Origin of the sequence: Streptomyces sp. NPDC005878, from assembly GCF_040629815.1 — a bacterium.
Taxonomy (GTDB): Bacteria; Actinomycetota; Actinomycetes; order Streptomycetales; family Streptomycetaceae; genus Streptomyces.
On sequence record NZ_JBEXWK010000019.1, the window covers coordinates 51,630 to 75,124 of the forward strand.

19 protein-coding genes are annotated in these 23,495 nt (G+C 69.7%); 6 read left to right on the forward strand and 13 right to left on the reverse strand.

Going from position 1 to position 23,495, the window contains the following annotated elements; genetic code table 11:
* Positions 1 to 177: 177 nt before the first annotated feature.
* The 4 genes from ABZ404_RS25340 to ABZ404_RS25355 form a co-directional block, all read right to left on the reverse strand.
* The gene (locus tag ABZ404_RS25340) at positions 178 to 1,077 is read right to left on the reverse strand and encodes an oxidoreductase (protein ID WP_358831187.1); all 900 of its coding nucleotides are present in this window, start codon (positions 1,075 to 1,077) and stop codon (positions 178 to 180) included.
* Complete coding sequence (locus ABZ404_RS25345) at positions 1,064 to 1,927, reverse strand: helix-turn-helix transcriptional regulator (RefSeq protein ID WP_358831188.1); 864 nt, start codon at positions 1,925 to 1,927, stop codon at positions 1,064 to 1,066. The genes ABZ404_RS25340 and ABZ404_RS25345 overlap by 14 nt, the downstream gene beginning before the upstream one ends.
* Before the next feature lie 627 nt (positions 1,928 to 2,554).
* Positions 2,555 to 2,971, reverse strand: coding sequence for a GNAT family N-acetyltransferase (locus tag ABZ404_RS25350; protein ID WP_358831189.1), 417 nt, complete (start codon positions 2,969 to 2,971; stop codon positions 2,555 to 2,557).
* Between the two features lie 769 nt (positions 2,972 to 3,740).
* Positions 3,741 to 4,670, reverse strand: coding sequence for an aldo/keto reductase (locus tag ABZ404_RS25355; RefSeq protein ID WP_358831190.1), 930 nt, complete (start codon positions 4,668 to 4,670; stop codon positions 3,741 to 3,743).
* A 318-nt stretch (positions 4,671 to 4,988) separates the two neighbouring features.
* Here ABZ404_RS25355 and ABZ404_RS25360 point away from each other — a divergent pair, with 318 nt between their 5' ends.
* Positions 4,989 to 6,218: a hypothetical protein gene (locus ABZ404_RS25360; RefSeq protein WP_358831191.1), complete on the forward strand. Its 1,230-nt coding sequence runs from the start codon at positions 4,989 to 4,991 to the stop codon at positions 6,216 to 6,218.
* Between the two features lie 382 nt (positions 6,219 to 6,600).
* Here ABZ404_RS25360 and ABZ404_RS25365 read toward each other — a convergent pair whose 3' ends face one another.
* The 9 genes from ABZ404_RS25365 to ABZ404_RS25405 all read right to left on the reverse strand — a co-directional run bounded on the left by ABZ404_RS25365 (position 6,601) and on the right by ABZ404_RS25405 (position 16,990).
* The gene (locus ABZ404_RS25365) at positions 6,601 to 7,170 is read right to left on the reverse strand and encodes a TetR/AcrR family transcriptional regulator (protein ID WP_358831192.1); all 570 of its coding nucleotides are present in this window, start codon (positions 7,168 to 7,170) and stop codon (positions 6,601 to 6,603) included.
* Positions 7,171 to 7,333: 163 nt separating this feature from the next.
* A complete protein-coding gene (locus ABZ404_RS25370; protein WP_358831193.1) occupies positions 7,334 to 8,833 on the reverse strand; it encodes an MFS transporter in 1,500 nt (499 codons plus the stop codon).
* A gap of 345 nt (positions 8,834 to 9,178) precedes the next feature.
* Positions 9,179 to 10,558: a hypothetical protein gene (locus ABZ404_RS25375; RefSeq protein WP_358831194.1), complete on the reverse strand. Its 1,380-nt coding sequence runs from the start codon at positions 10,556 to 10,558 to the stop codon at positions 9,179 to 9,181.
* A gap of 35 nt (positions 10,559 to 10,593) precedes the next feature.
* On the reverse strand, positions 10,594 to 11,208 hold the full coding sequence (locus ABZ404_RS25380; RefSeq protein WP_358831195.1) for a hypothetical protein: 615 nt from the start codon (positions 11,206 to 11,208) through the stop codon (positions 10,594 to 10,596).
* A gap of 313 nt (positions 11,209 to 11,521) precedes the next feature.
* On the reverse strand, positions 11,522 to 12,901 hold the full coding sequence (locus ABZ404_RS25385) for a monooxygenase (protein WP_358831196.1): 1,380 nt from the start codon (positions 12,899 to 12,901) through the stop codon (positions 11,522 to 11,524).
* Positions 12,898 to 13,923, reverse strand: coding sequence for a spirocyclase AveC family protein (locus tag ABZ404_RS25390; protein ID WP_358831197.1), 1,026 nt, complete (start codon positions 13,921 to 13,923; stop codon positions 12,898 to 12,900). Before ABZ404_RS25390 ends, ABZ404_RS25385 begins: the two co-directional genes overlap by 4 nt.
* Before the next feature lie 52 nt (positions 13,924 to 13,975).
* Positions 13,976 to 14,899 carry a UbiA family prenyltransferase gene (locus tag ABZ404_RS25395; RefSeq protein WP_358831198.1) on the reverse strand — a complete coding sequence of 308 codons (924 nt, stop codon included), beginning with the start codon at positions 14,897 to 14,899 and terminating at the stop codon, positions 13,976 to 13,978.
* A gap of 205 nt (positions 14,900 to 15,104) precedes the next feature.
* Complete coding sequence (locus ABZ404_RS25400) at positions 15,105 to 15,803, reverse strand: response regulator transcription factor (RefSeq protein WP_358831199.1); 699 nt, start codon at positions 15,801 to 15,803, stop codon at positions 15,105 to 15,107.
* Positions 15,800 to 16,990 (reverse strand): sensor histidine kinase, encoded by a 1,191-nt coding sequence (locus ABZ404_RS25405; protein WP_358831200.1) that lies wholly within the window; start codon positions 16,988 to 16,990, stop codon positions 15,800 to 15,802. The genes ABZ404_RS25400 and ABZ404_RS25405 overlap by 4 nt, the downstream gene beginning before the upstream one ends.
* A gap of 306 nt (positions 16,991 to 17,296) precedes the next feature.
* Here ABZ404_RS25405 and ABZ404_RS25410 point away from each other — a divergent pair, with 306 nt between their 5' ends.
* From ABZ404_RS25410 to ABZ404_RS25430, 5 genes are all read left to right on the forward strand, one after another.
* A complete protein-coding gene (locus ABZ404_RS25410) occupies positions 17,297 to 19,552 on the forward strand; it encodes an MMPL family transporter (protein WP_358831201.1) in 2,256 nt (751 codons plus the stop codon).
* Positions 19,553 to 19,924: 372 nt separating this feature from the next.
* Positions 19,925 to 20,383: a hypothetical protein gene (locus ABZ404_RS25415; protein ID WP_358831202.1), complete on the forward strand. Its 459-nt coding sequence runs from the start codon at positions 19,925 to 19,927 to the stop codon at positions 20,381 to 20,383.
* A gap of 311 nt (positions 20,384 to 20,694) precedes the next feature.
* Positions 20,695 to 21,060 carry a hypothetical protein gene (locus tag ABZ404_RS25420; RefSeq protein WP_358831203.1) on the forward strand — a complete coding sequence of 122 codons (366 nt, stop codon included), beginning with the start codon at positions 20,695 to 20,697 and terminating at the stop codon, positions 21,058 to 21,060.
* A 218-nt stretch (positions 21,061 to 21,278) separates the two neighbouring features.
* The gene (locus ABZ404_RS25425; RefSeq protein ID WP_358831204.1) at positions 21,279 to 21,860 is read left to right on the forward strand and encodes a carbonic anhydrase; all 582 of its coding nucleotides are present in this window, start codon (positions 21,279 to 21,281) and stop codon (positions 21,858 to 21,860) included.
* A gap of 14 nt (positions 21,861 to 21,874) precedes the next feature.
* Positions 21,875 to 23,338 carry a SulP family inorganic anion transporter gene (locus ABZ404_RS25430; protein WP_358831205.1) on the forward strand — a complete coding sequence of 488 codons (1,464 nt, stop codon included), beginning with the start codon at positions 21,875 to 21,877 and terminating at the stop codon, positions 23,336 to 23,338.
* The last annotated feature ends 157 nt before the right edge of the window (positions 23,339 to 23,495 follow it).

Here is a 23,495-nt window from a genome sequence, read left to right on the forward strand (position 1 = left end):
GTACCGCAGGCACACCACCCACTCACTCCGGTGTCGTGACCAGGCCGAAACGACGGCACGATCGCGAGAGCCACCACCTCGGCCAGAGAGCCAGTGAGGCCGATGTCCGGCCGATGTCCGACTCTCCCGAGGTACGCGACTGGATCAGGGAGGGATCTCACTGCACCGGGGCGCGGTCTACTCAAGCCAGGCTCGGGGGGTTCCACGGACGGCCGGCGGGCGGGGAGACCATCCATCCCCCGGGGGGAAGTCGGTGCTGAGAGTCACCTCCCGCCAGCCGTCGAAGGTGGTCCTGAGGGAGTCGAGCTTGGCGGTGGCGATGTCGTATGCGGCCTTGCCCAACAGCAGCCGCAGCGGGGGTTCTTGGGCGGTGACGGCGTCGATGACGGCCTGGGCGGCGCGTGCCGGGTCCCCGGGCTGGTGGCCGTGGGTGGCCAATGTGCTCGCGCGTCGTGTGCCCGCGGTCGCGGCGTAGTCGGCGATGGTGGTGGCGGACTGGCGCATGGAGGGCCCGGACCAGTTGGTGCGGAACGCGGCGGGTTCGACGATCGTGACCTTGATGCCGAGTGGGGCGACCTCGGCGGCGAGGGACTCGGAGAGACCTTCCACGGCGAATTTGGTGGCGTGGTAGTAGCCGGTGGCACCGAAGCCGATCAGGCCGCCGAGGGAGGACACGTTCACGATGTGGCCGGTGCGGCGGGCCCGCATACCGGGCAGGACGGCCTTGGTGGCGTCCACCAGGCCGAAGACGTTGGTGTCGAACAAGGCGCGAACCTCGTCGCCCTCGCCCTCCTCCACGGCGGCGAGGTAGCCGTATCCCGCGTTGTTGACCAGTACGTCGATCTGCCCGAAGGCAGCGTGCGCCTGGGCGACCGCGTGCATGACCTGTTCGGTGTCGGTGACGTCCAGGGCGATGGCGCGTTCCTCGTGCCCGGCGATCACCTCGGCTGCCTTGCCGGGATCGCGGGCCGTGACCACCGCCCGCCATCCGTGTTCCAGCACGGTACGGGCCAGCTCCCGGCCCAGGCCGGAGGAGCAGCCGGTGATGAACCAGACGGGGGAATCAGTGGCGGTCATGCGGGTGGTGCCTTTCGTCTTGAGTATCCGGGATGTCGGTGAGGGCGAGGCTGCCCAGAAGAGCCAGCGACTGTTCGGAAGCGCTGCCGGGCTGAGCCCGGTAGACCACCAGATGCTGACCGGGCGCGCTGTTGACGGAGAAGGTCTCGAAGTCCAGCGTCAGGTCGCCGACCAATGGGTGCCGAAAGCGTTTGGCCGAGGCCGTTTTGGCCCGCACCTCGTGGCGCGCCCACATGCGTGCGAAGTCGGGTTCGTGCACGGAGAGTTCACCCACCAGGTCCTGGAGCCGCTGGTCGTCCGGGTCGGGGTTGGCGGCCCGTAGTGCGGCCACGCAGCCCTGCGCCACAACGGCCCAGTCGCGGTAGAAGTCCTGTGCGGCGGAGTTGCGGAACATTGCTGTGATCAGGCTCGTCTCATTGCCCAGCCTGGAGAACAGCGCCTCGCCGAGGGCGTTGACGGCCAGTAGGTCGAGGTAGCGGCCGTAGACCAGAGCCGGCGTGTCCGCCCAGGTGTCCAGCAAGGACACCAGGTGGGGGCCAGCATGTTCCCGGGCGGCGGCCAGGGTCCGCCCGTGCGGTGGCGGATCGATGAGGGCGCGCAGGTGGGCGGCTTCCTCGTCCTCCAGCAGGAGCGCGGCCGCCAGTGCCCGCTGGACCTGGGGCGAGGGGTTGCGTTCGCGTCCCTGTTCCAACCGCACGTAGTAGTCGGTGGTCACTCCGGCGAGGACGGCGACCTCCTCGCGGCGCAGTCCAGGGGTGCGGCGTGTCCCGGCGGGCATCCCGTGGTCCTCGGGGCGCACCAGCGCGCGCCGGGCCCGCAGGAACTCGCTCAGCCGACGGTTCTTGTCCATGCCTGTCACCGTAGAGGCCGGCCCCGTCGGCAGGGTGGCCCTGTCCCACCCACCCGGACGAGATGGTCGACCGCTGTTCGCTAGCCCCGGCGCCACTGCCGCACACTGCACGCGACGGGGTTCGATCGCAAGGAAGCCCAACACCTGGGCGGAGTTGACGCGTTCTATATGATCCACCGGTGACCAGGCAACCCTTCCGCATACCCCGGCGTCGGCCTGTCACTCTGACCATCCTGGCCGCCGCCATAGCCGCCATCGCCGCTACGGGCTGGTACGCCGCCCAGCCGGTCGATTCCGCATGCACGGTCTACTCAGGGGCTTACGTGCCCGCCACCGCATCGGCGGCGGAAGCAGACGCCGCAGCGCGGAAGGCGTATGAAAAGGCCCTGGCCGATGGGGCATGCGGACCCTCGCATGCCCGGTTCCATGACTGGATCGGCTGACGACAGTCGGCTACACCCTCCGGCAGGTCAGATCCGTGCCCGGGAGCCTGCCTGTGACCGGGTAGGTCATGGCACTCGTGTCCGCGCAGGGGGCTCAGGCGCTGGGTGCGGCCGGCCTCATGGGCGGACCCGGGCGGCGTGCGGCACAACTGCCTGATCCGGCGCGCGGCTGCGCCCTGTGGATCTATGTCTGGTCGAAAGTCCAGACGAGCACCACTTGCTTGTCTTCCCGTGCACCCCCGGCGCGGCTGTACGTCGCCAGCGCCGCCGCGTTGTCCTCGTCCGTGATCACCCACATGCCGTAGCAGTCGCGTTCGCGTGCCAGGTCCGCAAGCGCCGAGGCCAGCGCCCGGCCGACGCCGCTCCCACGAAACGGCTCGTCCACGCCCAGCTCGTACAGGAACATCTCGGTGCCCTTGTCCGGGTGTGTCATTTCGACACCGGTGACCATACCCGCCGGGACGTCGTCCACGTAGGCGATCAGGAGGTGGTGGCGCTCGTCTGCGAGGAACCGCTCGGTTGCCTCCGGCCGAGGAGGCGAGTCGAACAGATGCCCGGCATCCATGACGGCCTCGACCTGAGTGATGCGGCGGATCTCCATGCGGGGATCCTGACAGGTCTCGGCACGGAGGGCACCAGGTTTGCCCCTCATCAGAGCCCTTCCAGCCCAGGACCAGGCTCCGTGCCCCAACACCGCGAGCTGCGAGCTGCGAGCTGCGAGCTGCGAAACTGTCTGATACGGGGATACAGCAATCCACAAGGCGTCCGTAGTCGCGGGCTCGCCGACCGGCGTGCTTCATGCACGCAAGGCAGGGGCTCTCAGCTGGGTTCCTGCGCGTCAAGGTCTGCCAGGCCCTGTTCCCAGCGTCGTCGGCGCTCGTCCTCAGTCTGTTCCCACCACTTGGTCCCCCGTTCGCCCAGCGCGACCTTCGCCTGATGCACACGAGCACGCGCTGCCCGCTCGTCCGACGCACTACCGGACGCCTTCGCGGAACGCACGGCGCGACGAGCCGACATGAGGTGATGCCGAAGACGAGCAGAGATGTCCTGCGGGATCAACGGATCGGTAGCCCGCCATTTTCTTCCCCCGATCACGACAAAGTGCCCGTCGGCAGTCCTCTCGGGTGACTGATACGCTTCCACCCCGGCAATTCTGCCCCCACCGTGGCCGAAGTTCAGGGCGAGCGGTCGTGATGTGCCGCCGAATGAGCCCCCCGTCTCACCAGCGGGAAACGCCCCACCATGTGAGCTGACAGCGACGTGCAGCCAGATCCACGCCCGGTGCCGCGGACGGAAGCGGCCCGCTGCGTCGGGCAGCACCGTCCGCAGCGGGCTCTCTTGCCGTAATGCCGTATCGCCGTATTGCCGTATCAGGGAATGACGTGTCCCGCGGCGCTGAAGAGGCGGTACCACTCTTCGCGGGTCAGCGGGAGTTCCGAGCCCGCCGCGGACTCCGCGACCCGGCCCGGATTCGTGGTGCCCAGTACGACCTGCATGTTCGCCGGATGACGGGTGATCCACGCGACCGCGATGCCTGTCGGGGTCACTCCATACTTGGCGGCCAGTTCGTCGAGGACCGCGTTCAGTTCCGGGTAGTTCTCGACGTCGCCGATGAAGACCCCGTCGAAGAAGCCCTTCTGGAAGGGTGACCAGGCCTGCAGGGTGATGCCGTGCAGCCGCGCGTAGTCGAGCAGGCCGTTGTCGCGGTCCAAGGACTGGTCGAGTCCGCCCATGTTGGCGGCGATCCCGGAGGCGATCAACGGGCAGTGCGTGATGCTCAGTTGTACCTGATTGGCCACCAGGGGCTGCTGTACCGCAGCTTTGAGAAGTTCGATCTGGCCGGGCGTGTGGTTGGAGACGCCGAAGTTCACGACCTTCCCCGCCGCGTGCAACTCGTCGAAGGCCGCAGCCACCTCCTCCGGTTCGACGAGGGTGTCGGGGCGGTGGAGCAGCAGCACGTCGAGGTAGTCGGTGCGCAGGGCCGCGAGTGACTCCTCGACGGTGCGCACGATGTGTTCCTTGGAGAAGTCGAAGAAGCCTGGGCGGATGCCGACCTTGCTCTGGATCACGATCGACTCGCGTTCGGCGGCGGACAGGCTGATGGCCTGTCCGAAGCGGTCTTCGCAGGCGTGGCGTGCGGGCCCATAGATGTCGGCGTGATCGAAGGTGTTGACTCCGGCATCCCGCGCGCTCCCGTACAGGGTGCGAATATCCTCGTCCGCGAGCTCCGCGATGCGCATCAGCCCCAGGACGACGTTGGAGGCGCGCAGTTCCGTGCGGGGGAAGGCGATGGTCTTCATGGGGACCATCCTGTCCGATCCCATCCGCCACTGCTCCCCGGAGCGGCAGGAAAGCGGGTGCTGGTAAGAGCTCTGCCACAGGGCACGGCGTGGCGTACCCCAAACGGCTCCTGCCGGCAGGACCGCTGTGCTGCCCGACCGGCCGACTGGGTTCGGGACGCCGTGACACTCCTGCCACATACGTGACAGGTCCCTTACGCAACCGAGTACAACGGACCGCCACACCAGCGGGTCCAACTTTACGGAACAGCGGCACAGGGGCCGCCGTGACCGGACGCGGCAGATGCCGTGCACCGTGGAGAGTATGGGGGAAGTACGTTGAACTCGCTTACGCACAAGGCTCGTTGTTCGGTCGCGGTCTCGGGGACCGCTCTGCTGCTGGCCGCCGCGGGCTTAGCCCTCGCGCCGGCTGCCGTGGCGGCCGATGAGAACCCGCCGACGCTGGCGGTGGCCACCGCCGCGCCCGCGGAGGTCGGGGCGGCCGGTCTGCCGGTCGCCTTCACCACCACGGTCTCCAACGTCGGCCACTACGACACGTCTTCGGCGCGGCTGATCTACCGGATCGACGGCGGGATGGGCCTGCCCTCGAATGCCGTCAGTCTGGAGTACCGGCTGGGTGGCACCGCGTGGAAGAAGGTGCCGCTGAGGTACGCGGACGGAGAGTTCTCCGGCGAGATACCGGAGAAGTTCCCGCTCGCCGTGGGCCAGTCCCGCGCCGTGCAGCTGCGCATCGGTGTCCCGCTGGGCAGCCCGCACAACGGCGACAGCAACGGTGGCACCGACCACCTGAAGCTGACCTCTCTCGTCTCCTACGGCGCCTCCGGAGCGGCCACCGGTGACGATACGGACACCATCAAGGTCGACGGCCTCACCACCAAGCTCTCAGGCGTTCCCACCACGGTGGCCGCGGGTGGCACCGCCGGTTTCAAGGTCACGGTCGACAACCCCACCGCCTCTGCGTACGAGAACGTCACGGGCACCCTGCTCACCAGCAAGTACGCCTCCGTGCAGGTGCTGCGCGGAGGAGCCTGGAAGACCCTTGCCCCCGTCACCGCCCCCGCCGAGCCCGGCATCTACGGTTTCAACGTGATCGGCAAGGACGCCTCTCTCACCGCATACAGCAGCACGGCCGCGCAGGTCCGCGTGACCTACCGCAAGGACACCCCCACGGGGAAGGCCACGGTCCAGCCGTGTGTATTCGTCAACCAGGGAGCGACGGCGTTCACGGGCACCACCTCGTGCGGTGCCGGAGCGGTCGTGAAGGTGCTCGCGCGGGGCACCACCGCAACTCCGGGTACCACTGCGGGCACGGTCAACACGACCGTGACCCCCACCGCTGACCCGACCCGCTCCGCCTCGCCGTCCCAGTCGCCCCAGACCTCCTCGGCGGTCTCGGGCGGGCTGTCTGGTTCGTCCGGAGCCAACGCACAGCTGGCCAGCACCGGAAGCAGCGGCACACCGACGACGGCTGTAGTGGTGGCCGGTGCCTCTCTACTGGGCGCAGCCGGAGCACTGGGCTTTGCCGCCCGGCGACGTCGCCGGTCCTGACGCGCACATGTACGCCGTCGTACTTCGCCGGCCACGACTGTGTCATGGCGGCGACGGCTTCTATGGAGGAACACCGGGATTCGAGCACTGCAGGCTGGGATTACCCTGCCGGGTGAACTGGTCCCTGGGGGCATCTGAGGCGTGCAAGGGGTGCTAGCGCCGACGCCCGTTCCGGTCGGTTACGGCAGTGAACCCAGCGGCCCCCAGCCGCCTCGTGTATTTGGTGGAGTCGCGTCGGGTGTACGCAAAGCCGAGCCCTGGTCAGTAGGCGCTGGGCCAACCACTGCCCCAGTTCAGCCGGCTGCCCGCCGCGACCACCGAAGGCGCGGACCATCTATGCAGCGCGTCGGCCGGCCTCGGCCATCCCCCGGAAGTCGATGGGTCAGCGCACCCCGGCCGCGTCGAGCAGGGGTGTCACCGTGGGGACGATGAGGCCGGTGAGGCTGTCGGCTCCAATTCCCGCTCGGGCGCTGGCGCCGTCGAAGACCAGGCTCAGCTGCCGGGCCAGCAGATCGGGATCGCCGGCTCCGCCCTGTTCGGCCTCGGCCCGGAAGAACGCCGTCAGGTTTCCCTTGATCCGGTGGGCCACCCGGCTCGCCGGATGGCTCTGATCCTTCAGTTCGATCTGCACGGCCAGGTACCGGCATCCTCGGAACTCGGGCGCTCCCGCCTGCCGTTCGACCTGCTCGAAGACGTGCAGGATCCGCGCGCGGGGTGACCGGCCGTCGTCCGCCGCGGGCAAGAGCGTCGCCACGAAGGCGGAAGCGCGTTCCTCCAGGCTCGCTGCCAGCAGTTCGTCCTTGCTCTCGAAGAGCTGGTACATGGAGCGCTTGGACACCCCCGCCGCCTTGCACAGCGCGTCGATGCCGATGCCGACGCCGTCGCGGTAGGTGAGCGTGGCCGCCGCCTCCAGCAGCCGCTCCCGGGGCTTGGCCTTCCCGTCAGTGCTCATACGGTGAGGTTAACCCGCTTTCCGGCGAAATCGAAACCGATCGGTTTCCAGGGGGGCGGCTCCGGCCCCTCGACGGAGAAGACGCCGAGGGCGAGGGGCCGAGCGACGGTTCGGCGACGGTCCCACAGGAGGAGCCGTCGCCGAACCGTGGGGACTGTGCGCCTCAGTGGGCGATGACGGGCTCCCCCTCCGAGGGCGCCAGAGGCGCGTTCGGGATCAGGAGCGCGGCGAGCACGGCCCCGACCACGAAGAACCCGGCACCCCACGCCAGGGTGGCCGTATAGCTCTCGACCCCCGCCTGCGCGACGGTCAGCGCGCCGGGCTTGTGGGAGGAGAGGTAGTCGGTCGCGGCGGATGAGGCGACGGTGGTCAGCAGCGCCGTGCTGATGGAGCCGCCCACCTGCTGGCCGGTGTTGATCAGTGCCGAGGCGACGCCCGTGTCCTCGTGATGCACGCCCGCGGTCGCGCCCTGGAACGCGGTGGTCATCATCCCGCCGAGGCCGAGCCCCAGCAGGATCAGGCCGGGCATGATGTGGGCGGCGTAGGCGCTGTCCAGCTCGAGCCGGGTCAGCAAGGCCATGCCGGAGGCGGCGACCAGGAAACCGGAGCTGATCACGATCTTCGGACCGACCCTGGGCAGGAGCAGCGAAGGTGCGGTGGTCGACGCGAGAACGATGCCCCCGACCATGGGCAGGAAGGCCAGGCCGGTCTTGATCGGCGAGTAGCCGAGGCTGGCTTCCAGGTAGTAGGTCAGGAACAGGAATATCGAGAACATCCCCATACCGATGACGAACACCGCCAGGAACGAACCGCCGCGGGTGCGGTCGCGTACGAGGCGCAGCGGCAGCAGGGGGTGGGCGACCCAGGACTCCAGCCAGACGAACACCGCGAGCAGCACCACGCCGACGACCATGGAGGTGACGGTGACCGGGTCGGTCCAGCTGGTGGACTCGACGTGTGCGAAACCGTAGACGACGGCGAACAGTGCGGCGCTCGCTGTGAGGGTGCCCGGGATGTCCAGGTGAGGCCGCTCGGTGATCACGGGTTTGGCCAGCAGGAGCAGGGCGCCGACCAGGGCGACGGCCGCGAAGACGACGTTCACGTACATCACCCAGCGCCACGACGCCCATTCGGTGAGCATGCCGCCGAGCAGCAGCCCTATCGCGCCGCCCGCGCCGGCGAGTGCACTGAAGATACCGAAGGCCTTCGCCCTTTCGGACCTCTGGGTGAAGGTCACGCTGAGCAGTGACAGTGCCGCGGGCGCGAGCAGCGCGGCAAAGAGGCCCTGGGCCACACGGGCCGCGACGAGTACGGCGAAGCTGCCGGCCGCGCCTCCGAGGACGGACGCGCCCGCGAAACCGATCAGGCCGGTCACGAAGGTCATTCGCCGGCCGAACAGGTCCCCCAGCCGCCCGCCGAGCAGCAGCAGGCTGCCGAATGCCAGGGCGTACCCCGTGATCACCCACTGCCGGTCGCCATCACTGAAGCCGAGGTCGTGCTGGGCCGCGGGCAGGGCGATGTTCACGACGGTCGCATCGAGAGTGACCATGAGCTGTGCCGTGCCGAGCACGACGAGCACCCACCAACGCATGGCGTGTGAGCCGCGGCGGCCCGAGCCTGTTTTCTCGGGGGCGGGGGCCCCGTGGTCGAACGTGGTAGCCATTTCTGTCCCTTGCTGCTGGTCCACGACTGGACCGAACGGAAACCGATCTGTTTCCATGTAGGAAAACAGATCGGTTTCCTGGGCGCAAATGAACCGGCTCCCCCGCCTCCCAAGGCGCCCCTACGTCCATGACCTGCGGCCTGCGCGCGCCGCGCCGTCGCCCGACCGTGCGCCGCGGTGCCGGGGCTGCGTATCGGCGGCCGACCCGTGCGCACGTCCTGCTCGCGACACCCGCCATGACCGCCACCACCCACGGACAAGCCCGGCCCTCACGCGGGACCGACCCCGAATAGGGGTCAAGGGTCGTGGGGGTCTCCTCTTGCGCGAAGAAACCGATTGGTCGGTTCAGGCGAAGATCTTGCTGAAGGTGGCGATCGATACTTTTCCGGCTCCTTTGGACATATTGCCGACGACCTTCCACTCACCGACCTGCTCAAGGGTCCCGATGGTGAGATCGGTGCCGGTCGCGACCTCGCCGGCACCCTCGGACTCCTCGCCGGTCGACAGAGCGACGGCGGTGGGGATCTGGGTGGCCATCGACACCGATCCCTCGATCACCTTGCCCGCCACCACTCCCTGCTTGGCGGTCGCTCCGACGATGCGGGCACCCTTGGCACCCAGATATCGGGAGATGGCCCCGGCCTCGGCGGCCGCTGCGCCACCAGTGGCTGCCAAGAAGGCCCGGCCGCCCGACCGGACGGCCACGCCCACCTTGCCCACCGATCGCATGCTGACCGCGCCGGTGCGCAGCCCCTTGGCGAGCGCGCCGAACGCGGGAACAGCTCCGACCACGTCGGTGACCAGCTCGACGATGGTCCCGGCGTCCCAGTCGCCCTCGATGACCGCGCCCACGGTGTGCGCGCTGAGCGCGCCGACCGCGGTGACCACGGCGATCGGCCCGCAGATGGGAGTCAGCACGGGAATCAGGGCGAGGACGCCGGACACGGCGGAGACCACGCCGAGGACATCGCCCAGGATTCCCCAGAAGCCGCTGTCACCCGACTCAGCGGCGGCCCGTTCCGCGGCGACGGCCGTCAGGTAGTCGAATTCCTTGCCGCGCATCGTGATGATCCGGGTGAACTCCCGGTCGAGCAGGAGGCTCTGGAGCTGGTACTCGGCCTCGACGGCTAGCACGGTGTCGACGAGTTCGCGCAGTTCGTCGTGGGGGATGCGGTCGGGTCCGTACCCCTTGTCGAGGAAGCGCCAGATCTCGCAGGTGAACCTTTGGCCGGCCTTGCCCAGGGAGTGGCTTCCCACGGACCGGGCGACCTCGGGATCGTAGAAGTCGATCACACTGCCAGGCTTCACGACCCTGGCCTCGTACTGGTCGCGTTGCCGCGCGGAGGCTCGCTTCAGGAGGAGATCGGTCCTCTTTCGGGACTCCTCGGCCAGCGACTCGGTGTATTTCCGGACCGCCTCCCACGCCTCATCGGAGGATTCCTGGAGCGCGCCGAGCTGTGCGTCCAGTCGCCGCAGGGCGCTGACGATCCGGTTCTCCTGGTAGAGGTACATCCGGATGAGCTGCTCGATGCGGTAACGGTCCTCGTCGCGCAGGGCCTTGGGGTCCCAGCCCCAGATCCTCATCGCATCGCCTTCGGACGAGGTGTACATATTGAGCTCGGAGTGCACCGCCGCCACGATCAGATCGTCCACGCCGGGGTCGTAACCCAGCATGCCCATCGGGAACCGTCCGTTGCCTTCGCCGACGGTGTACAGCGCTTTCATGGCTTACCGGTCCTCTCGTGTGCAGGGGGTGGGGCTCAGGCGAAGGTGATCGTCTTGCAGACCTGGCCGATGATCTCGACGCAGGCGTCCCACTCGGCGATGTTCTCCGTGGCGATGGCGAAGTCCGCCATGGCCAGCCGTCCCGGGACGGGAACGAAGACATGGAGCTGGCGCACGACGGTCGGACCGCCGCCGGCGTTGAGCAGGTTCACGGGCCGGGGCACCTCGCTCTCCTCGGTGAGCAGCACGGCGGGCCCGGCCGGCAGCATGACCACGCCCACCTCGGCGTCCGGGTAGATCGCGCCCATGGTGCGGGCGAGGCGGTGCACGGTGTCCTCGTTGGACAGTTCGCTGGGCCGGGCGGTGACCGACAGCAACATCGAGCTGAGAGGCTTCTCCGGCTCGTCCTCGGTGGGCCCGGACAGCAGGATGCCCGCGTAGACCGCCCCCGCGGCGGCGAGCATCTCGTACATCGCCTGCTGGGAAACGATCGCGTGGGCGATCTCGTCATCCGTCGGCAACGGGTCGAGGCTGGTGAGGTCGGTGATGAGCCTGTCCGTCTGGGTTTCGGCCGTCACCGTGAAGTCGATGTCCCGGAACATCTCGGGAACGGAGAAGCTGAGCGGCAGGTCAAGAGTGGCTTCGGGCACGATGCGTCACAAGCCCTTCCCTGGCTGATGGGGCTCGCCATCCTGTAGGGCAGGCATCTGAGGGGACAAGATCGCGCATTCGAACCCACGTATGCCGCTGGCCGGATCCCTGCGCCGACAGCGCACCACGCAGAGCGCCAGGCACCAGACGACACCGTGGGGCACAGGCGAGTCGGACCGAAAGGCCGGAGTCCGCTCCCCCACACGGCGCACAAGCCGGGTCCTGCGCGTGCTCGTCAGCCGTGTCCCGCGAGCAGGCCCGTCGCGTCTTCGCATGACCGGTGATAGGGACGTGCGCTGGGCAGGGGCGGGGTCACGGGTCCCTGTGTGGAGGGCGTGGCGAGCGCAGCACGGTCGCCAGTACGCGGGGGGTGAGCAGGGTGGCGGGGCCCTTGAGCATGTGCTGGACGAGGACGAAGTGGCGGTAGAGGTCGGGGTTGTGGGGAATGTGCGCCAGTACGCGGGCGAGGTACCAGCGCACGGCCCGGGTGAAGGGGCCCGGGCTGGTGTCCTGCCAGCCCAGGTCGCCGCTGGTGGCGATCAGCCAGGGCAGCCGGACGATGGCGGCGGCACGCCGTTGGAAGTCGCGTGCGGCGCCGTCGAGACGACCGCCGGCCCGTCGGGTGCGCAGCACGTCCCCCAGGACGCCGGCCTGGAGGGCGACGACCGTCATGCCCTGCCCGTAGACGGGGTTGAACGTGCACAGCGCGTCCCCAAGGACGATCAGGCGTTCGGCGTGGCGGGCATGCAGTTGGTCGTAACGGTGCCAGCGGTTCGCCAGGTTGGTGAACCGCCGTACGGGTGAGAGGGGTTGGCCCAGGCGTATCGCCTCGGCGATATGGGGGTTGTCCAGTCCGGCTGCGAACGCCTCGAACTCTTCCGGCGCGCTGGGCGGGAGATGACCGGCGGCGCCCATGAGGGAGACGACCCAGCGTCGGCCGTCGACGGCTGCGACCGCGCCCCCATGGGGCACGCCGGGTGCGTAGGTCATCTGCAAGGTGCACACCCACTGCGGCGGAGGCTCGGCCGGTTGGGCGTAGAGACGCGAGGCGTAGGCGTAGCGGGCGTCGACGACGGAGGTCGCGGGTTTCGTCCATCCCGCTTCGGCGAGCCAGCGGGGCAGCTGGGACGAGCGGCCCTGGGCGTCGATCACCAGGTCCGCTGGGATCATTGTGGGCTCGTTCGCCGCATCGGGCAGGGGCGCAGCGGGACGCACCAGGACGCCGTTCACCGCTGTGCGCGCGGTTGTGGCCGACAGGCCGCAGACGACGTGGCCGTCGAGGAGGGTGATGTGCGGATGGGCCAGGACCCGTGCCCGGATCCGGTCTTCCAGCGCGGTGCGGCTGAAGGACTGTGCCTCGACGCCTGCCTTGTCCCGTGGGGTCCATCCGGCGGGTGTCAGCACGGGGAAGGCCGCACCGAAGTCGAAGACGGGTGCTCCGGCCTGCCGCAGCTCTTCTCGCAACCCCGGGAAGAACTCCTCCAGGACCCGGGCGCCGCGCGCCATCATGCCGTGCACGTGATGGGCCTGCGGGATGCCGGGGCGTACAACGTGGCCGTCGCGGAGGCGGTCGCGTTCGATGACGGTGACCCGGTCGAAGTACTCGGCGAGTACGTGCGCCGTGACCAACCCGGCGAATCCGCCGCCGCAGATCACGGCGTGACCGAACCCGGCGGCCGCCCTACCGGTCACCAGTCCGTTCCTTCCGTCGCCGGCGCGCAGGGCGGCCGGCCCGGTGGGGGACAGCCGGCGTTCAAGAGGTGGCTGGGCCGGTCCTGGTCCACGGGATCACCGTGCAGGGAAATCGTGTTGAAGAGCAGGGCATAGGACAGGAACAGCGAGTTCAGAACACCCGCGACGGCCAGGATCCGCACGGTGGTGGCCACCCGTGGCGGCAGACCCGTGGCGTCGCGCTCGATCGCGGACCGGCCCTCGGTGTTGCGGAAGTACCGAAGTGCACCCGCCACCCCCCACACGCAGCCCAGCAGGACGGCTTCGTACAGCGGGAACTGGTACGGCCGGCCGGGCCACAAGGTGAGGGCGCCCACCGTGCCCGGGTAGGAGATCAGCCCGGTCAGGAGCAGCGCCGACTCGCACACGAGGTCCAGGACCATGCCGGTCGCGACGGCCACCGCGATCAGTGCGGGGCGTGAGCGCAGGCCGGGCAGACGCGCGCACCGGCACAGGACCGCGCAGATCACCACGGCGGTGCACACCCCCAGCAGCGGGAAGAGCGCGGAGGTCAACAACAGGGGTGCGGGTGTGCGGTCGTCGCCTCGGCTCACCCAGCCCGGCACCTGCGGCGCCCAGGAGCTGAGGTTGACGAGGTAGGAGCTGTAGGAGAAGTCCGCCCGCCACAGCACCGGCATATGGTCCTGCCAGTAGACCAGGAACCATCCGCCCAGCAGCAGTGCGTCGAACGACAGCCGGCGCCGGGCGCGGCAGTCACGCACCACCTGCGCCAGGCACAAGGCGAACGCGCAGGGCACCAGGACCTGGAACAGCCACGCCCACACCCGCACCCCGCCGGGCACCGGGTCGGCCCCGGTGCCCACCGGCGCGGGATCCCCCCGCAGGAGCCAGGCCGCGTAGACGTACAACTGCAGGATCACGAAGGCCGCGCCGAGCAGCGCCCACCAGATGACGGCCCGCGACATCAGGAACCGCAGCCCCACGGGCGCAGCGGGAGAGGAGGGGGCACCGGTAGCCGTCACGGAAGAACTCCCTTCGGAAACTCCGACGGTGACGCCGCGGCATCCCGTGTCCTCAGGCCGAGAACGCCGGCCCGCACAGCAGCCAGCACCACGCACAGCAGTACAACTGATAGGTCACCGCGTCCTGGCGCGGACTGCGCAGCACCCACAGGCGAGCCGCAACCAGCAGGCACCCGAGGGCCAGTACGACGAGCCAGACAGTTACCGGGACGGTGACACCTGGTGCCAGAATCCACAGCGCGGCACCCGGGGCGAGGACGAGCACCAGGCCCACCCCCGCCCGCACCACGGGCGCGCCGACGACCATCGGCAACGTCCGCCGGCCCACCGTCGTGTCGCCGGGGACGTCCCGCAGATCCTCCACGAATCCGATCAGCCAGTACCCGGTACCGGCCGCCACCCAGTACCAGGCCTCGGGGGTCAGCGGGCCGACCAGTTGCCAGGCCGCTCCCAGCAGCGCGAAAGCGCCCCCGACGATCGCGGGGTTCTTCACGAACCACCAGCGCATCAAGTTCTCGTACGTACGCAACCCCACCAGCAACACCCACAAGACCGTCCAGGGCAGCACCCCCCACAACTGCCCCGCCAGGAGGAACAACACGACCGCCACCACGAGACGGTGTGTCGTCCCCCGCACCGTGGCCAGTCCTCGGGGAAGTGGACGGTACGGCTTGTTCGCGCGGTCCTCCTCCACACCGATCAGCTGGTTGGACAGGGTGTGCACGGACAGGAACAGCCAGAAATAGACCAGGCTTCTGACCAGCAACCACGCCAGATCCGAGGCAGGCAGACGCAGGCTCCACCATGCCGCCAACGTGAAGAGCACCCCCGGCACCACCGCGGCCGGCAAGTCCACCACGTTGAACCGCCAGCTCAGCACCGCCTCGGACCTGATGACATACCACCAGCGCCGGCATACCCCCCAAGCCGTGCGATCCCGTGGCTGTCCGACCCCGGTCAACCCGTCCTCGATCACGAACCCTCCCGAAGGGCGCTCTCCGGCACTGCCTGGGACACCGACGCCGACGGCCCCGGGCAGAAGCGGGCACAGAATCAATCCCCAGGGTCAGAGCGCTTCATGTACCGGGGCCCGGCCCGAGTCGGTGCACTGCCCGAATCGGAAGATCGCCAGCGGGCGACCGCTGAGAACTCCTGCGACGCGTCGCCGTGCCACGCCCGTGCTAGCCCGGCCGGCGCACCTCGACCACTCCCGTCTCGTACGCCACGATCACGGCTTGGGCGCGGTCGCGGACGCGGAGTTTGCCGAAGAGGCCGGTGATGTGGTTCTTGACGGTGGAGGCGCTGACACCCATGGCGTCGGCGATCTCCGCGTTGTCGAGGCCCGTGGCCATCAGCCGCCACACCTCCGCCTCGCGCGGCGTCAGACCGTCGACCTGAGCCAGGGGCGGCCCGGGGCGCTCCGGGGCCCTGACGTATGTGGAGATCAGCCGGGTCAGCAGCCGGGGCGCGACGGCCGCCTCGCCGGTGTGCACCACCCGTACCGCTGCCACCAGTTCCTCGGGCGAGATGTCCTTGGGCAGGAACCCGCAGGCTCCGGCGCGCAGCGCGGCCACCACGTACTCGTCCAGATCGAAGGTGCTCAGCGCCAGCACCCGGCAGCCGGGCAGTTCACGCGCGAGGCGGCCGGTGGCGGCGACGCCGTCGAGCACCGGCATCCGGATGTCCATCACGACGACGTCGGGGCGCAGCCGATGGGCGAGCAACACCGCCTCCTCGCCGTCGCCCGCCTCGCCCACCACCTCGAAGGCCGGGTCGGGCGCCAGGATGAGGGCGAGCCCGCGCCGTACGAGCGGCTGATCGTCCGCGATCAGCACCCTGATGGGCTTCGGTTCCCTCGCCTGGTGCGTCGTCGCGTTCATCGTGGCACTCCCTCGTCAGCCGTCAGCGGCAGCCGGGCGCTCACCCGGAATCCCGCCTCGTCCAGGGGACCGGCCTCGAACGTCCCGCCGTGCAGCGCGGCCCGCTCCCGCATCCCCACCAGTCCGTAACCGGAACCCGACGCGGTGCTCCCGCGCGCGAGTCCCGTGTCCGCGCCGACACCGTCGTCCCGGACCTCCACCACCACGCCGTCCGGCTCGTAGACCAGCCGCACCCGCGCCCGCGCCTCGCCCGCGTACTTGCGCGCGTTGGTCAGCGACTCCTGCACGATCCGGAAGACGGTCAGGCCCACGCTCGGCGGCAGCGGGCGCTCACTGCCCCGTACGTCCAGCGCGGTGGGGAGCCCGGCCCGGCACGATTCGGCGACGATCCGCTCAAGGTCCGCGATGCCGGGCTGCGGTGCGGTCGGCTCGTCCTCCGCCTCGTCCCCGGCCCGCAGGACGTCGAGGAGTTGGCGCATCTCGTGCAGCGCCATGCGCCCGGAGCCCTCCAGTTCGACCAGCGCCTGCCTGGCCACCTCCGGATCACGGGCGAGGTTGGCCCGGGCTCCCCCGGCCATCAGCTGCATGGTGGTGATGTGGTGCGCCACGATGTCGTGCAACTCGCGCGCGATACGGCGCCGTTCGGCGGCGACGGCCCGGTCCGCGAGCAGTCGGCGGTTGGCCGCGATGTCGCGCTGCCAGCGGTTCATCACGGCCGCCGCGATGATCACGACAAGGGCGGCCAGCACATTGGCCACGATTTCCATCAGGGAAAGGCGCGGCCACTTCGTCCAGTTCACCAGCGCCACGACCGCGCCCACCGCCGAGGCCACCGCCACGGGCGTGCCCTTGAGGCGTACGACGGTGTAGAGCGCGACAACCACCGCGGCGCCGAAATGCTGGGGCGTCGGCACGGTCAGATTCATGACGAGGCCCAGCACGAGCACGGCCGCGAGTACCGGGACCGGTGCGCGGCGCCGTGCCAGCAGCGGCAGCGCGGCCGCCATCACCAGCAGACATCCTGCCACCGGCACCTCACCCTGCTCCGCATGGCTGGCGAAGGTGAAGCTGACCAGGTCCATGACCCCGGCACCGACCGCGACCAGGCCGTCGTTGCGTGTCCAGGGCAGCGCGTCGCCGCCCTGCCGGGTCGCCGGGGCCCAGGGCGCGGGAGGCGTGGTCACCATGGCGGTCCCGATTCTGTGAGGGGCGGTTCCGGCCGTCGACGGTGTGTCACGGCCCTCGTTCCATGATCCCAGTCTCGCATCGGGTACCGGGTCCACATCCGGCCCGAGGTCCGACCCCGCTCTGGGAGCACGGTCCCAGGCGCCGCCCGCGCCCCCGCCGAACTCCCAGGGCACTTCTCCTCCCGTGCTCGGACGACCGCGCCCCGCCGCGCTGATGTGCTGGTCATGGCGCCGAAAGGGCCGCGTCCCCGCCAGGGGCCGCATGCCGCCCGCCGGCCGCATCCCCATCCATCGTCGGAGGACAAAGTGATCCGCGCCCTGACCGGGTTCTCCACCCGCAACCCCTGGAAGGTCATCCTCGTCTGGTCGGTGGTGGGCCTCTTCCTCGCCCTGCTCGGCCAGTCGCTGCTCTTCCGCGTCACCCAGAGCCAGAGCGGGGACTTCCTGCCCGCCACCTACGACTCGGCCGCCGCGCTCAGAATCGCCGAAGAGAAGTTCGGTGCGAAGCCGGATGCCAACGCGATGACCGTGCTCGTGGCCCGGACGGACGGCAAGCCCCTGACCGGGGCCGACGAGCGACACATCGGCCGCGTCGCCGCGGAGCTGGGCCGGCGCCGCGTCGAGATGCCCGAACCCAGCGGGGACGGGCCAGCGTTCCTGGCCAAGGACTACTCGCAGACACCCAAGGTCAGTCCCGCCATGGTCGCTCCCGACCGCGGCTTCGAGCTGCTGTCCGTACAGCTGACCGGCAATGCCACGGACCCCGGTATGCACGACCTCTACCGGGCTTTTCGCGACGAGGTGAAGCGCGAGTTCGCCGATGCGCGGATGCGTACGGGCTTCACCGGCGGACTCGCCGGGCTCGTCGACACCACGGAGGCCGAAAAAACCACCGGCGAGGTGGTCGGCGCCCTCATGATCGGTCTGATCGTGCTGATCAACATTCTGGTGTTCCGCAGTGTGCTGGCAGCGTTCGTGCCCCTGCTGGCGGTCGCCGTCATCAGCGGCGCGGCACTGGGCACGGTCGTGTGCGCCGCGCTCGTCACCGGTATCGACCTCGACACCTCCACGCCGAACCTGATCGGCGTCGTCCTGATCGGCATCGGGGTCGACTACTTCCTCTTTCTCCTGTTCCGCTTCCGCGAGCAGCTACGGGCCCATCCCGACCTGCCTGCCCGTGCCGTGGCCGCGGAGGTCACCGGCAGGGTCGGTACGGCGATCACCTCGGCGGCGCTGACCATCGTCGCCGCGTTCGCCACCCTGGGGATCGCGACGTTCGGGCAGTTCCGCGTGCTCGGCCCCGCCATCGCCGTATCGGTGCTCGTCATGCTGCTGGCCTCACTGACGTTCATGCCCGCCCTGCTCGCGGTCAGCGGGCGCAAGATGTTCTGGCCGTCCCGCTCGCTGCGGCGCGAGCCCCGGCCGGGCGCCGCCGGGCGCCTCGGTGACCTCGTCTCCCGGCGCCCCCTCACCCTCGTGGTGGCCTCGGTCGCCCTGCTGGGCGCTCTTGCGGCCGGGGCCGCCGGCGTCCGTATGGACTTCGACCAGTCGGGCGGTGACGAGGGCACTGCGGCGGCCGCCACCGCCGCAGAGATCAACCGCGCGCTGCCCGCCGGGGTGTCGGACCCGACCACCGTGTACGTCACGGCGGAGCAGGGCCGCACGCTCACCACGCGAAGCGTCGACGCCCTGCCCCGGGCGCTCGCCAAGGTCCAAGGCGTCGGAAAGGTCGGCAGCACCGTACTCAACCAGGACCGCTCGGCGGCCCGCATCGACGTCTACCTCACCGCCGACACCCAGAGCCGACAGGCGCGCGACCTCATCTCCGGACCGGTCCGCGAGGCGGTCGCCCTTTCCACGCCCGCCGGTATGGAGGCCCATGTCGGCGGTACGGCGGCGATCTTCGCGGACATCTCCACAGCGGTCGACCACGACCTCAAGACGGTGTTCCCGGTCGCCGCGGGTCTGATCGCCCTCATCCTGATCGTCCTGTTGCGCAGCCTGCTGGCCCCGGCCGTCCTGATGATCGCCGTGGGGCTCGGCTTCGCCGCGACGCTGGGTGCCTCCGCGCTCTTCTTCCAGCAACTGCTCGACAAGCCGGGCGTCAACTTCGTGCTGCCGCTCGTGCTGTTCCTCTTCGTGGTCGCGCTCGGCACCGACTACAACATCCTCATCAGCGACCGCATCCGTGAGGAGATGGAGCGCCCGGGACCCGCCCGGGCCGCTGTCGCCCGCGCCGTGCGCCACACCGCGCCCGCCGTCGCCACCGCCGGTGTGGTCCTCGCCGGCTCCTTCGGCAGCCTCGCGGTGAACGCGGCCCCCGCCACCCAGCAGATCGGCTTCGCGACCGGGCTCGGCATCCTGCTCTCCGCCTTCGTCCTCTCCCTCGTCCTGGTGCCCGCGCTCGCCGTACTCCTCGGCCGGGGCATCTGGTGGCCGGTCCGCCCGGGCCGGGGCAAGGGCCGCCACCAAGCCGAGCCGTGGGAGGGCGGCGGGGCCCACGACGAGGCCTTCCCCCGCCCGCACGGAGCCCTGGAGCCAGGGGCGCGCAACGCGTCGTGATCATCGTCGCCGGTCAGGAGGGCGCGCAAGAGCGTCAGCCGCTGGCGCCGCGTCCACGCGGATCACGACGAGGGCTGGGCCGTGGGATCGATCGGCTCAGGGGTGGTCGCCGACCGGGTAGCAATGCGCATCGTCGATCGTGCGGGGGGGGTTGGACTGGTGTGCGGGCGCATGGCCGGGCAAGTGCCGGCTCGGACCCCGCTCGGATCCGCTGTGCCGTCATCAATCTGTGCGCCACGTACCGCTTCGCCGTACGCACCGCGCTGTCGTATGCCACCGTGATCGTGGACGCCCTCCCCTGCAAAGGACCCCTTTCCCAGGGAGAAATTTCACGGGAAGGGGGACTTATCTCCACAGAAAGGCCCTGCCCTCATGCGCCTGAAGCGCACCGCAGCCCTGATCACGGCCACCGCGCTCGCCCTGCTGCTTCCCGCCACCAACGCCCACGCCGCCGCCGTCGCCTGTGGCGGCTCCGTCTCCACCGGGGGCATCGCCGCCAACGGCTGCATCAGCGCCGAGAAGGGCAAGGAAGGACGCGTCTACACCCGCGACATCAAAGCCCACGTCGTCCTGCACAACACCAGTCGCCACGCGGCGAACGTCGAATACGAGGCCTTCTTCCGCGTCGTCACCGGCGGCCACTGGGTCAAAATCGGCAACGGACGCACCCTCGTCCCCCGCCGCACCACCACCGGACCCATCGAAATCGGCAGCACCACCCGCGTCTGCTTCGTCGTCAACGCCAAGGTCGCGATCCGCGTCCACGTCAAGCCCGCGGGAGGTGCCTGGAGCAACTGGACCGGCGCCGCGACCTCCCAGTGCCAGACCTGACCACCACAGCGCACGCCGTCCCCGTGAAACCCCGGGCACCAGGGGTGCGCGGGGACGGCGTGCTCCGCCACGGGCCCCGGCGAACGCCCACCGCTCCCTGTGGTCTCATACTCCTCGGCTCCCCCATGCGCCGGCGCACCACTTCTGCTGGTGCAGGTCTCTCCGCTTCGCAGGGTTCGGCCCTCCACTGAATGTAACGTTTAACTTACGTGCCGTTAACGTCCCTACGGATAAGCTGCGTTCAGCAGGGCGGCTGGCACCGAAGCCGTGCGTCCGTTGCATGCCCGACTCTTGACACGAGGAGCCGAGTGGTGGCACGAACACGAACGGTGCACGTCCTTCTGGCGGCGCTCGCCGTCGCCCTGCTGGCCCTGCAGCTCTTCGCTCAGGGCGCCCCCGACCTCGCGGCCCAAGCCACCGAACCCCCCGCCGCCGTCGGGCAAGCTTCGCTGGGGGATGGGCCGATCGAACCGGAAGATCTCTACGGGCACCACGGCAACCGCGCCCGTCGACAGCAAGAAGAAGATCTCCTCGCGGTCACGTCCACCCGCACCATGGCGTCTGCCATCGCTGTGCCTGGCGCTGTTGACGCGGACGTCTCCCTGGCAGCGCCGCCGAACGAGCAGAGAGCCCCGGGGAACAGATCTCCCGCAGCGCTGCAGGTCTTCCGCTGCTGAGCTGAGCGGCCTCCGAGCGAGCCACCCCCATCCGGCACCGGGTACGGCCGGGCATCCGCCCTGCCCGTACAGCGCTCCCGGATGCCCTGTGCCATGCCACCGCGCCCCGCGCCCGCAGTCGCCGCGCGCCGTCGCGCCCGCTCGCCTCATGCTCCTCTGCCCGAATCCGTGTCACACCGACGCGCCCCCCACAGCGCGCCAGGAGGAATCACCACGTCATGCAGCCCCTCATAGACAACGCCCGTACCTTCGGACAGCGCCCTGAGGAGTTCGCTCACCTCGCCGACGGGCAGTCCCCGCAGGTCCTGTTCATCACCTGCGCCGACTCCCGGGTCGTCCCGGCCCTCATCACGGGCGCCCGCCCCGGCGAGCTCTTCGAGCTGCGCACCGCCGGCAACATCGTCCCGCCGTACGCCTCCGAGCACCCCACCAGCGAGGCGGCCACCATCGAGTACGCCGTGGAGGTCCTCGGCGTCGACGACATCGTGATCTGCGGCCACTCGCACTGCGGCGCCATCGGCGCGCTGGTGCGCGGCGACGACCTGGACGCCGTGCCGGCCGTACGCGACTGGCTGACGAACGCCGCGGACCAGCCCCGGTGCTCCGACTCCGCCGACCCGACCGTCGCCGAAGCCGTACAGAACCACGTCCTCGCCCAGGTGCTGCGGCTGCGGTCCTACCCGTGCGTCGGCAAGCGCCTGGACGCGGGTGAACTGCGGCTGCGCGGCTGGTACTACGAGGTCCACACCGGCATCGTTCTGGAGCACCGCGAGGACTCCGACACCTTCGAGACGCTCTGAGGGGACTGACGACCATGCTGTCGAAGTACCCCTACCTGAGGCAGGACTTCCTTGCCTCCATCGTCGTCTTCCTGGTCGCCGTGCCGCTGTGCGTCGGCGTCGCGGTCGCCTCCGGCGTGCCCGCTGAGCTGGGCCTGGTCACCGGCATCGTGGGCGGTCTCCTCACCGGGCTCATGCCCGGCAGCAGCCTTCAGGTGTCGGGGCCGGCCGCGGGCCTGACCGTGCTGGTCTTCGAGGCCGTCAGCGAGTTCGGGGTGGCCGCACTCGGCGTGATCGTGCTGCTCGCCGGACTGCTCCAGCTCGCCATGGGCTTCCTCAAGGTCGGCCGGTGGTTCAGGGCGATCTCCGTCGCCGTCGTCGAGGGCATGCTCTGCGGCATCGGCCTCGTCATCATCGCCGGCCAGATCTACGCGGCGGCCGGCATGAAGGCCCCGAAGACCGGCATCGGCAAGGTCGCGGGCCTGCCCGGGGCATTCGCCGACGCGCTCGGCAGCACCGAGGCCTTGGCCTCTCTCGCGATCGGTGCGGGCACCATCGCGGTCATCGTGCTGTGGAAGAAGACACCGAAGGCCGTGCAGTCCGTGCCGGGCGCTCTCGCGGCGGTGGTCCTGGCCACGGTCATCTCCCTCACCTTCAATCTGCCCGTGGCTTCCGTCGAGGTGGAGGGTCTGCTCGGCGTCATCCAGCCGCCGGGAGCCGAGGCGTTCGCCGAACTGGCCAACCCGGCCATCTGGGGCACCGTCATCGCGTTCGCGCTGATCGCCTCCGCGGAAAGCCTGTTCAGCGCGGCGGCCGTGGACCGGCTGCACGACGGTCCCCGCACCCAGTACGACAAGGAGATGATCGCCCAGGGCGCGGGCAACACCGTGTGCGGTCTGCTCGGCGCGCTGCCGATGACCGCGGTGATCGTGCGCAGCTCCGCCAACGTGGGCGCGGGCGCGAAGACCAAGGCCTCCCGGGTGCTGCACGGTGTGTGGCTGCTGCTGTTCGCCGCCGCGATGCCGTGGGCCCTGGCGCTGATCCCGGTCCCCGCCCTCGCCGGCATCCTCGTACACGCCGGCTGGAAACTGATCCCGTTCCGCCAGATCACCGCGCTGTGGCAGAGCCACAAGAGCGAGGCCCTGATCCTCGTCGTGACCGCCGTGTCGATCGTCGCGGTGAACATGTTCGAAGGCGTACTCATCGGGCTGGCCCTGTCCGTCATCAAGACCGCCTGGGAAACCTCCAACCTCAAGACGGAGGTCATCGACAAGGGCGCCGGTCCCCTCCAGGTCCACCTGTCGGGCAACGCGACCTTTCTCCGGCTGCCGAAAATACTCGACAGCCTGGAGGCCCTGCCCCAAGACCGTCCGATCGAGGTGAACCTCTCCGGACTGCACCACCTCGACCACGCCTGCCGTACGGCCCTGGAGAACTGGGCCGAGCGGCACAGCACACCCGATACCGAACCGGTGAAGGTGGTCACCGCGAAAACCTGACACCGCCCAGTGGCCGGGGCGGTGCACATCACACGTGTACCGCCTGCGGACATCGAGGTCGGACCCGCACGTTTCAGAGGACCCCGGCGATCAGTCAGCGCCCGGGTCCTCTGCCCTTCGAACCCGGGTCCTCTGCCCTTCGAAGATGACACAGGTG

Excerpts from the sequence above, each read along its gene's own strand:
- ABZ404_RS25340 (WP_358831187.1), bottom strand. The coding sequence starts at position 1,077 with ATGACCGCCACTGATTCCCCCGTCTGGTTCATCACCGGCTGCTCCTCC.
- ABZ404_RS25345 (WP_358831188.1), bottom strand. The coding sequence starts at position 1,927 with ATGGACAAGAACCGTCGGCTGAGCGAGTTCCTGCGGGCCCGGCGCGCG.
- ABZ404_RS25350 (WP_358831189.1), bottom strand. The coding sequence starts at position 2,971 with ATGGAGATCCGCCGCATCACTCAGGTCGAGGCCGTCATGGATGCCGGG.
- ABZ404_RS25355 (WP_358831190.1), bottom strand. The coding sequence starts at position 4,670 with ATGAAGACCATCGCCTTCCCCCGCACGGAACTGCGCGCCTCCAACGTC.
- ABZ404_RS25365 (WP_358831192.1), bottom strand. The coding sequence starts at position 7,170 with ATGAGCACTGACGGGAAGGCCAAGCCCCGGGAGCGGCTGCTGGAGGCG.
- ABZ404_RS25370 (WP_358831193.1), bottom strand. The coding sequence starts at position 8,833 with ATGGCTACCACGTTCGACCACGGGGCCCCCGCCCCCGAGAAAACAGGC.
- ABZ404_RS25375 (WP_358831194.1), bottom strand. The coding sequence starts at position 10,558 with ATGAAAGCGCTGTACACCGTCGGCGAAGGCAACGGACGGTTCCCGATG.
- ABZ404_RS25400 (WP_358831199.1), bottom strand. The coding sequence starts at position 15,803 with ATGAACGCGACGACGCACCAGGCGAGGGAACCGAAGCCCATCAGGGTG.
- ABZ404_RS25405 (WP_358831200.1), bottom strand. The coding sequence starts at position 16,990 with ATGGTGACCACGCCTCCCGCGCCCTGGGCCCCGGCGACCCGGCAGGGC.
- ABZ404_RS25415 (WP_358831202.1), top strand. The coding sequence starts at position 19,925 with ATGCGCCTGAAGCGCACCGCAGCCCTGATCACGGCCACCGCGCTCGCC.
- ABZ404_RS25425 (WP_358831204.1), top strand. The coding sequence starts at position 21,279 with ATGCAGCCCCTCATAGACAACGCCCGTACCTTCGGACAGCGCCCTGAG.
- ABZ404_RS25430 (WP_358831205.1), top strand. The coding sequence starts at position 21,875 with ATGCTGTCGAAGTACCCCTACCTGAGGCAGGACTTCCTTGCCTCCATC.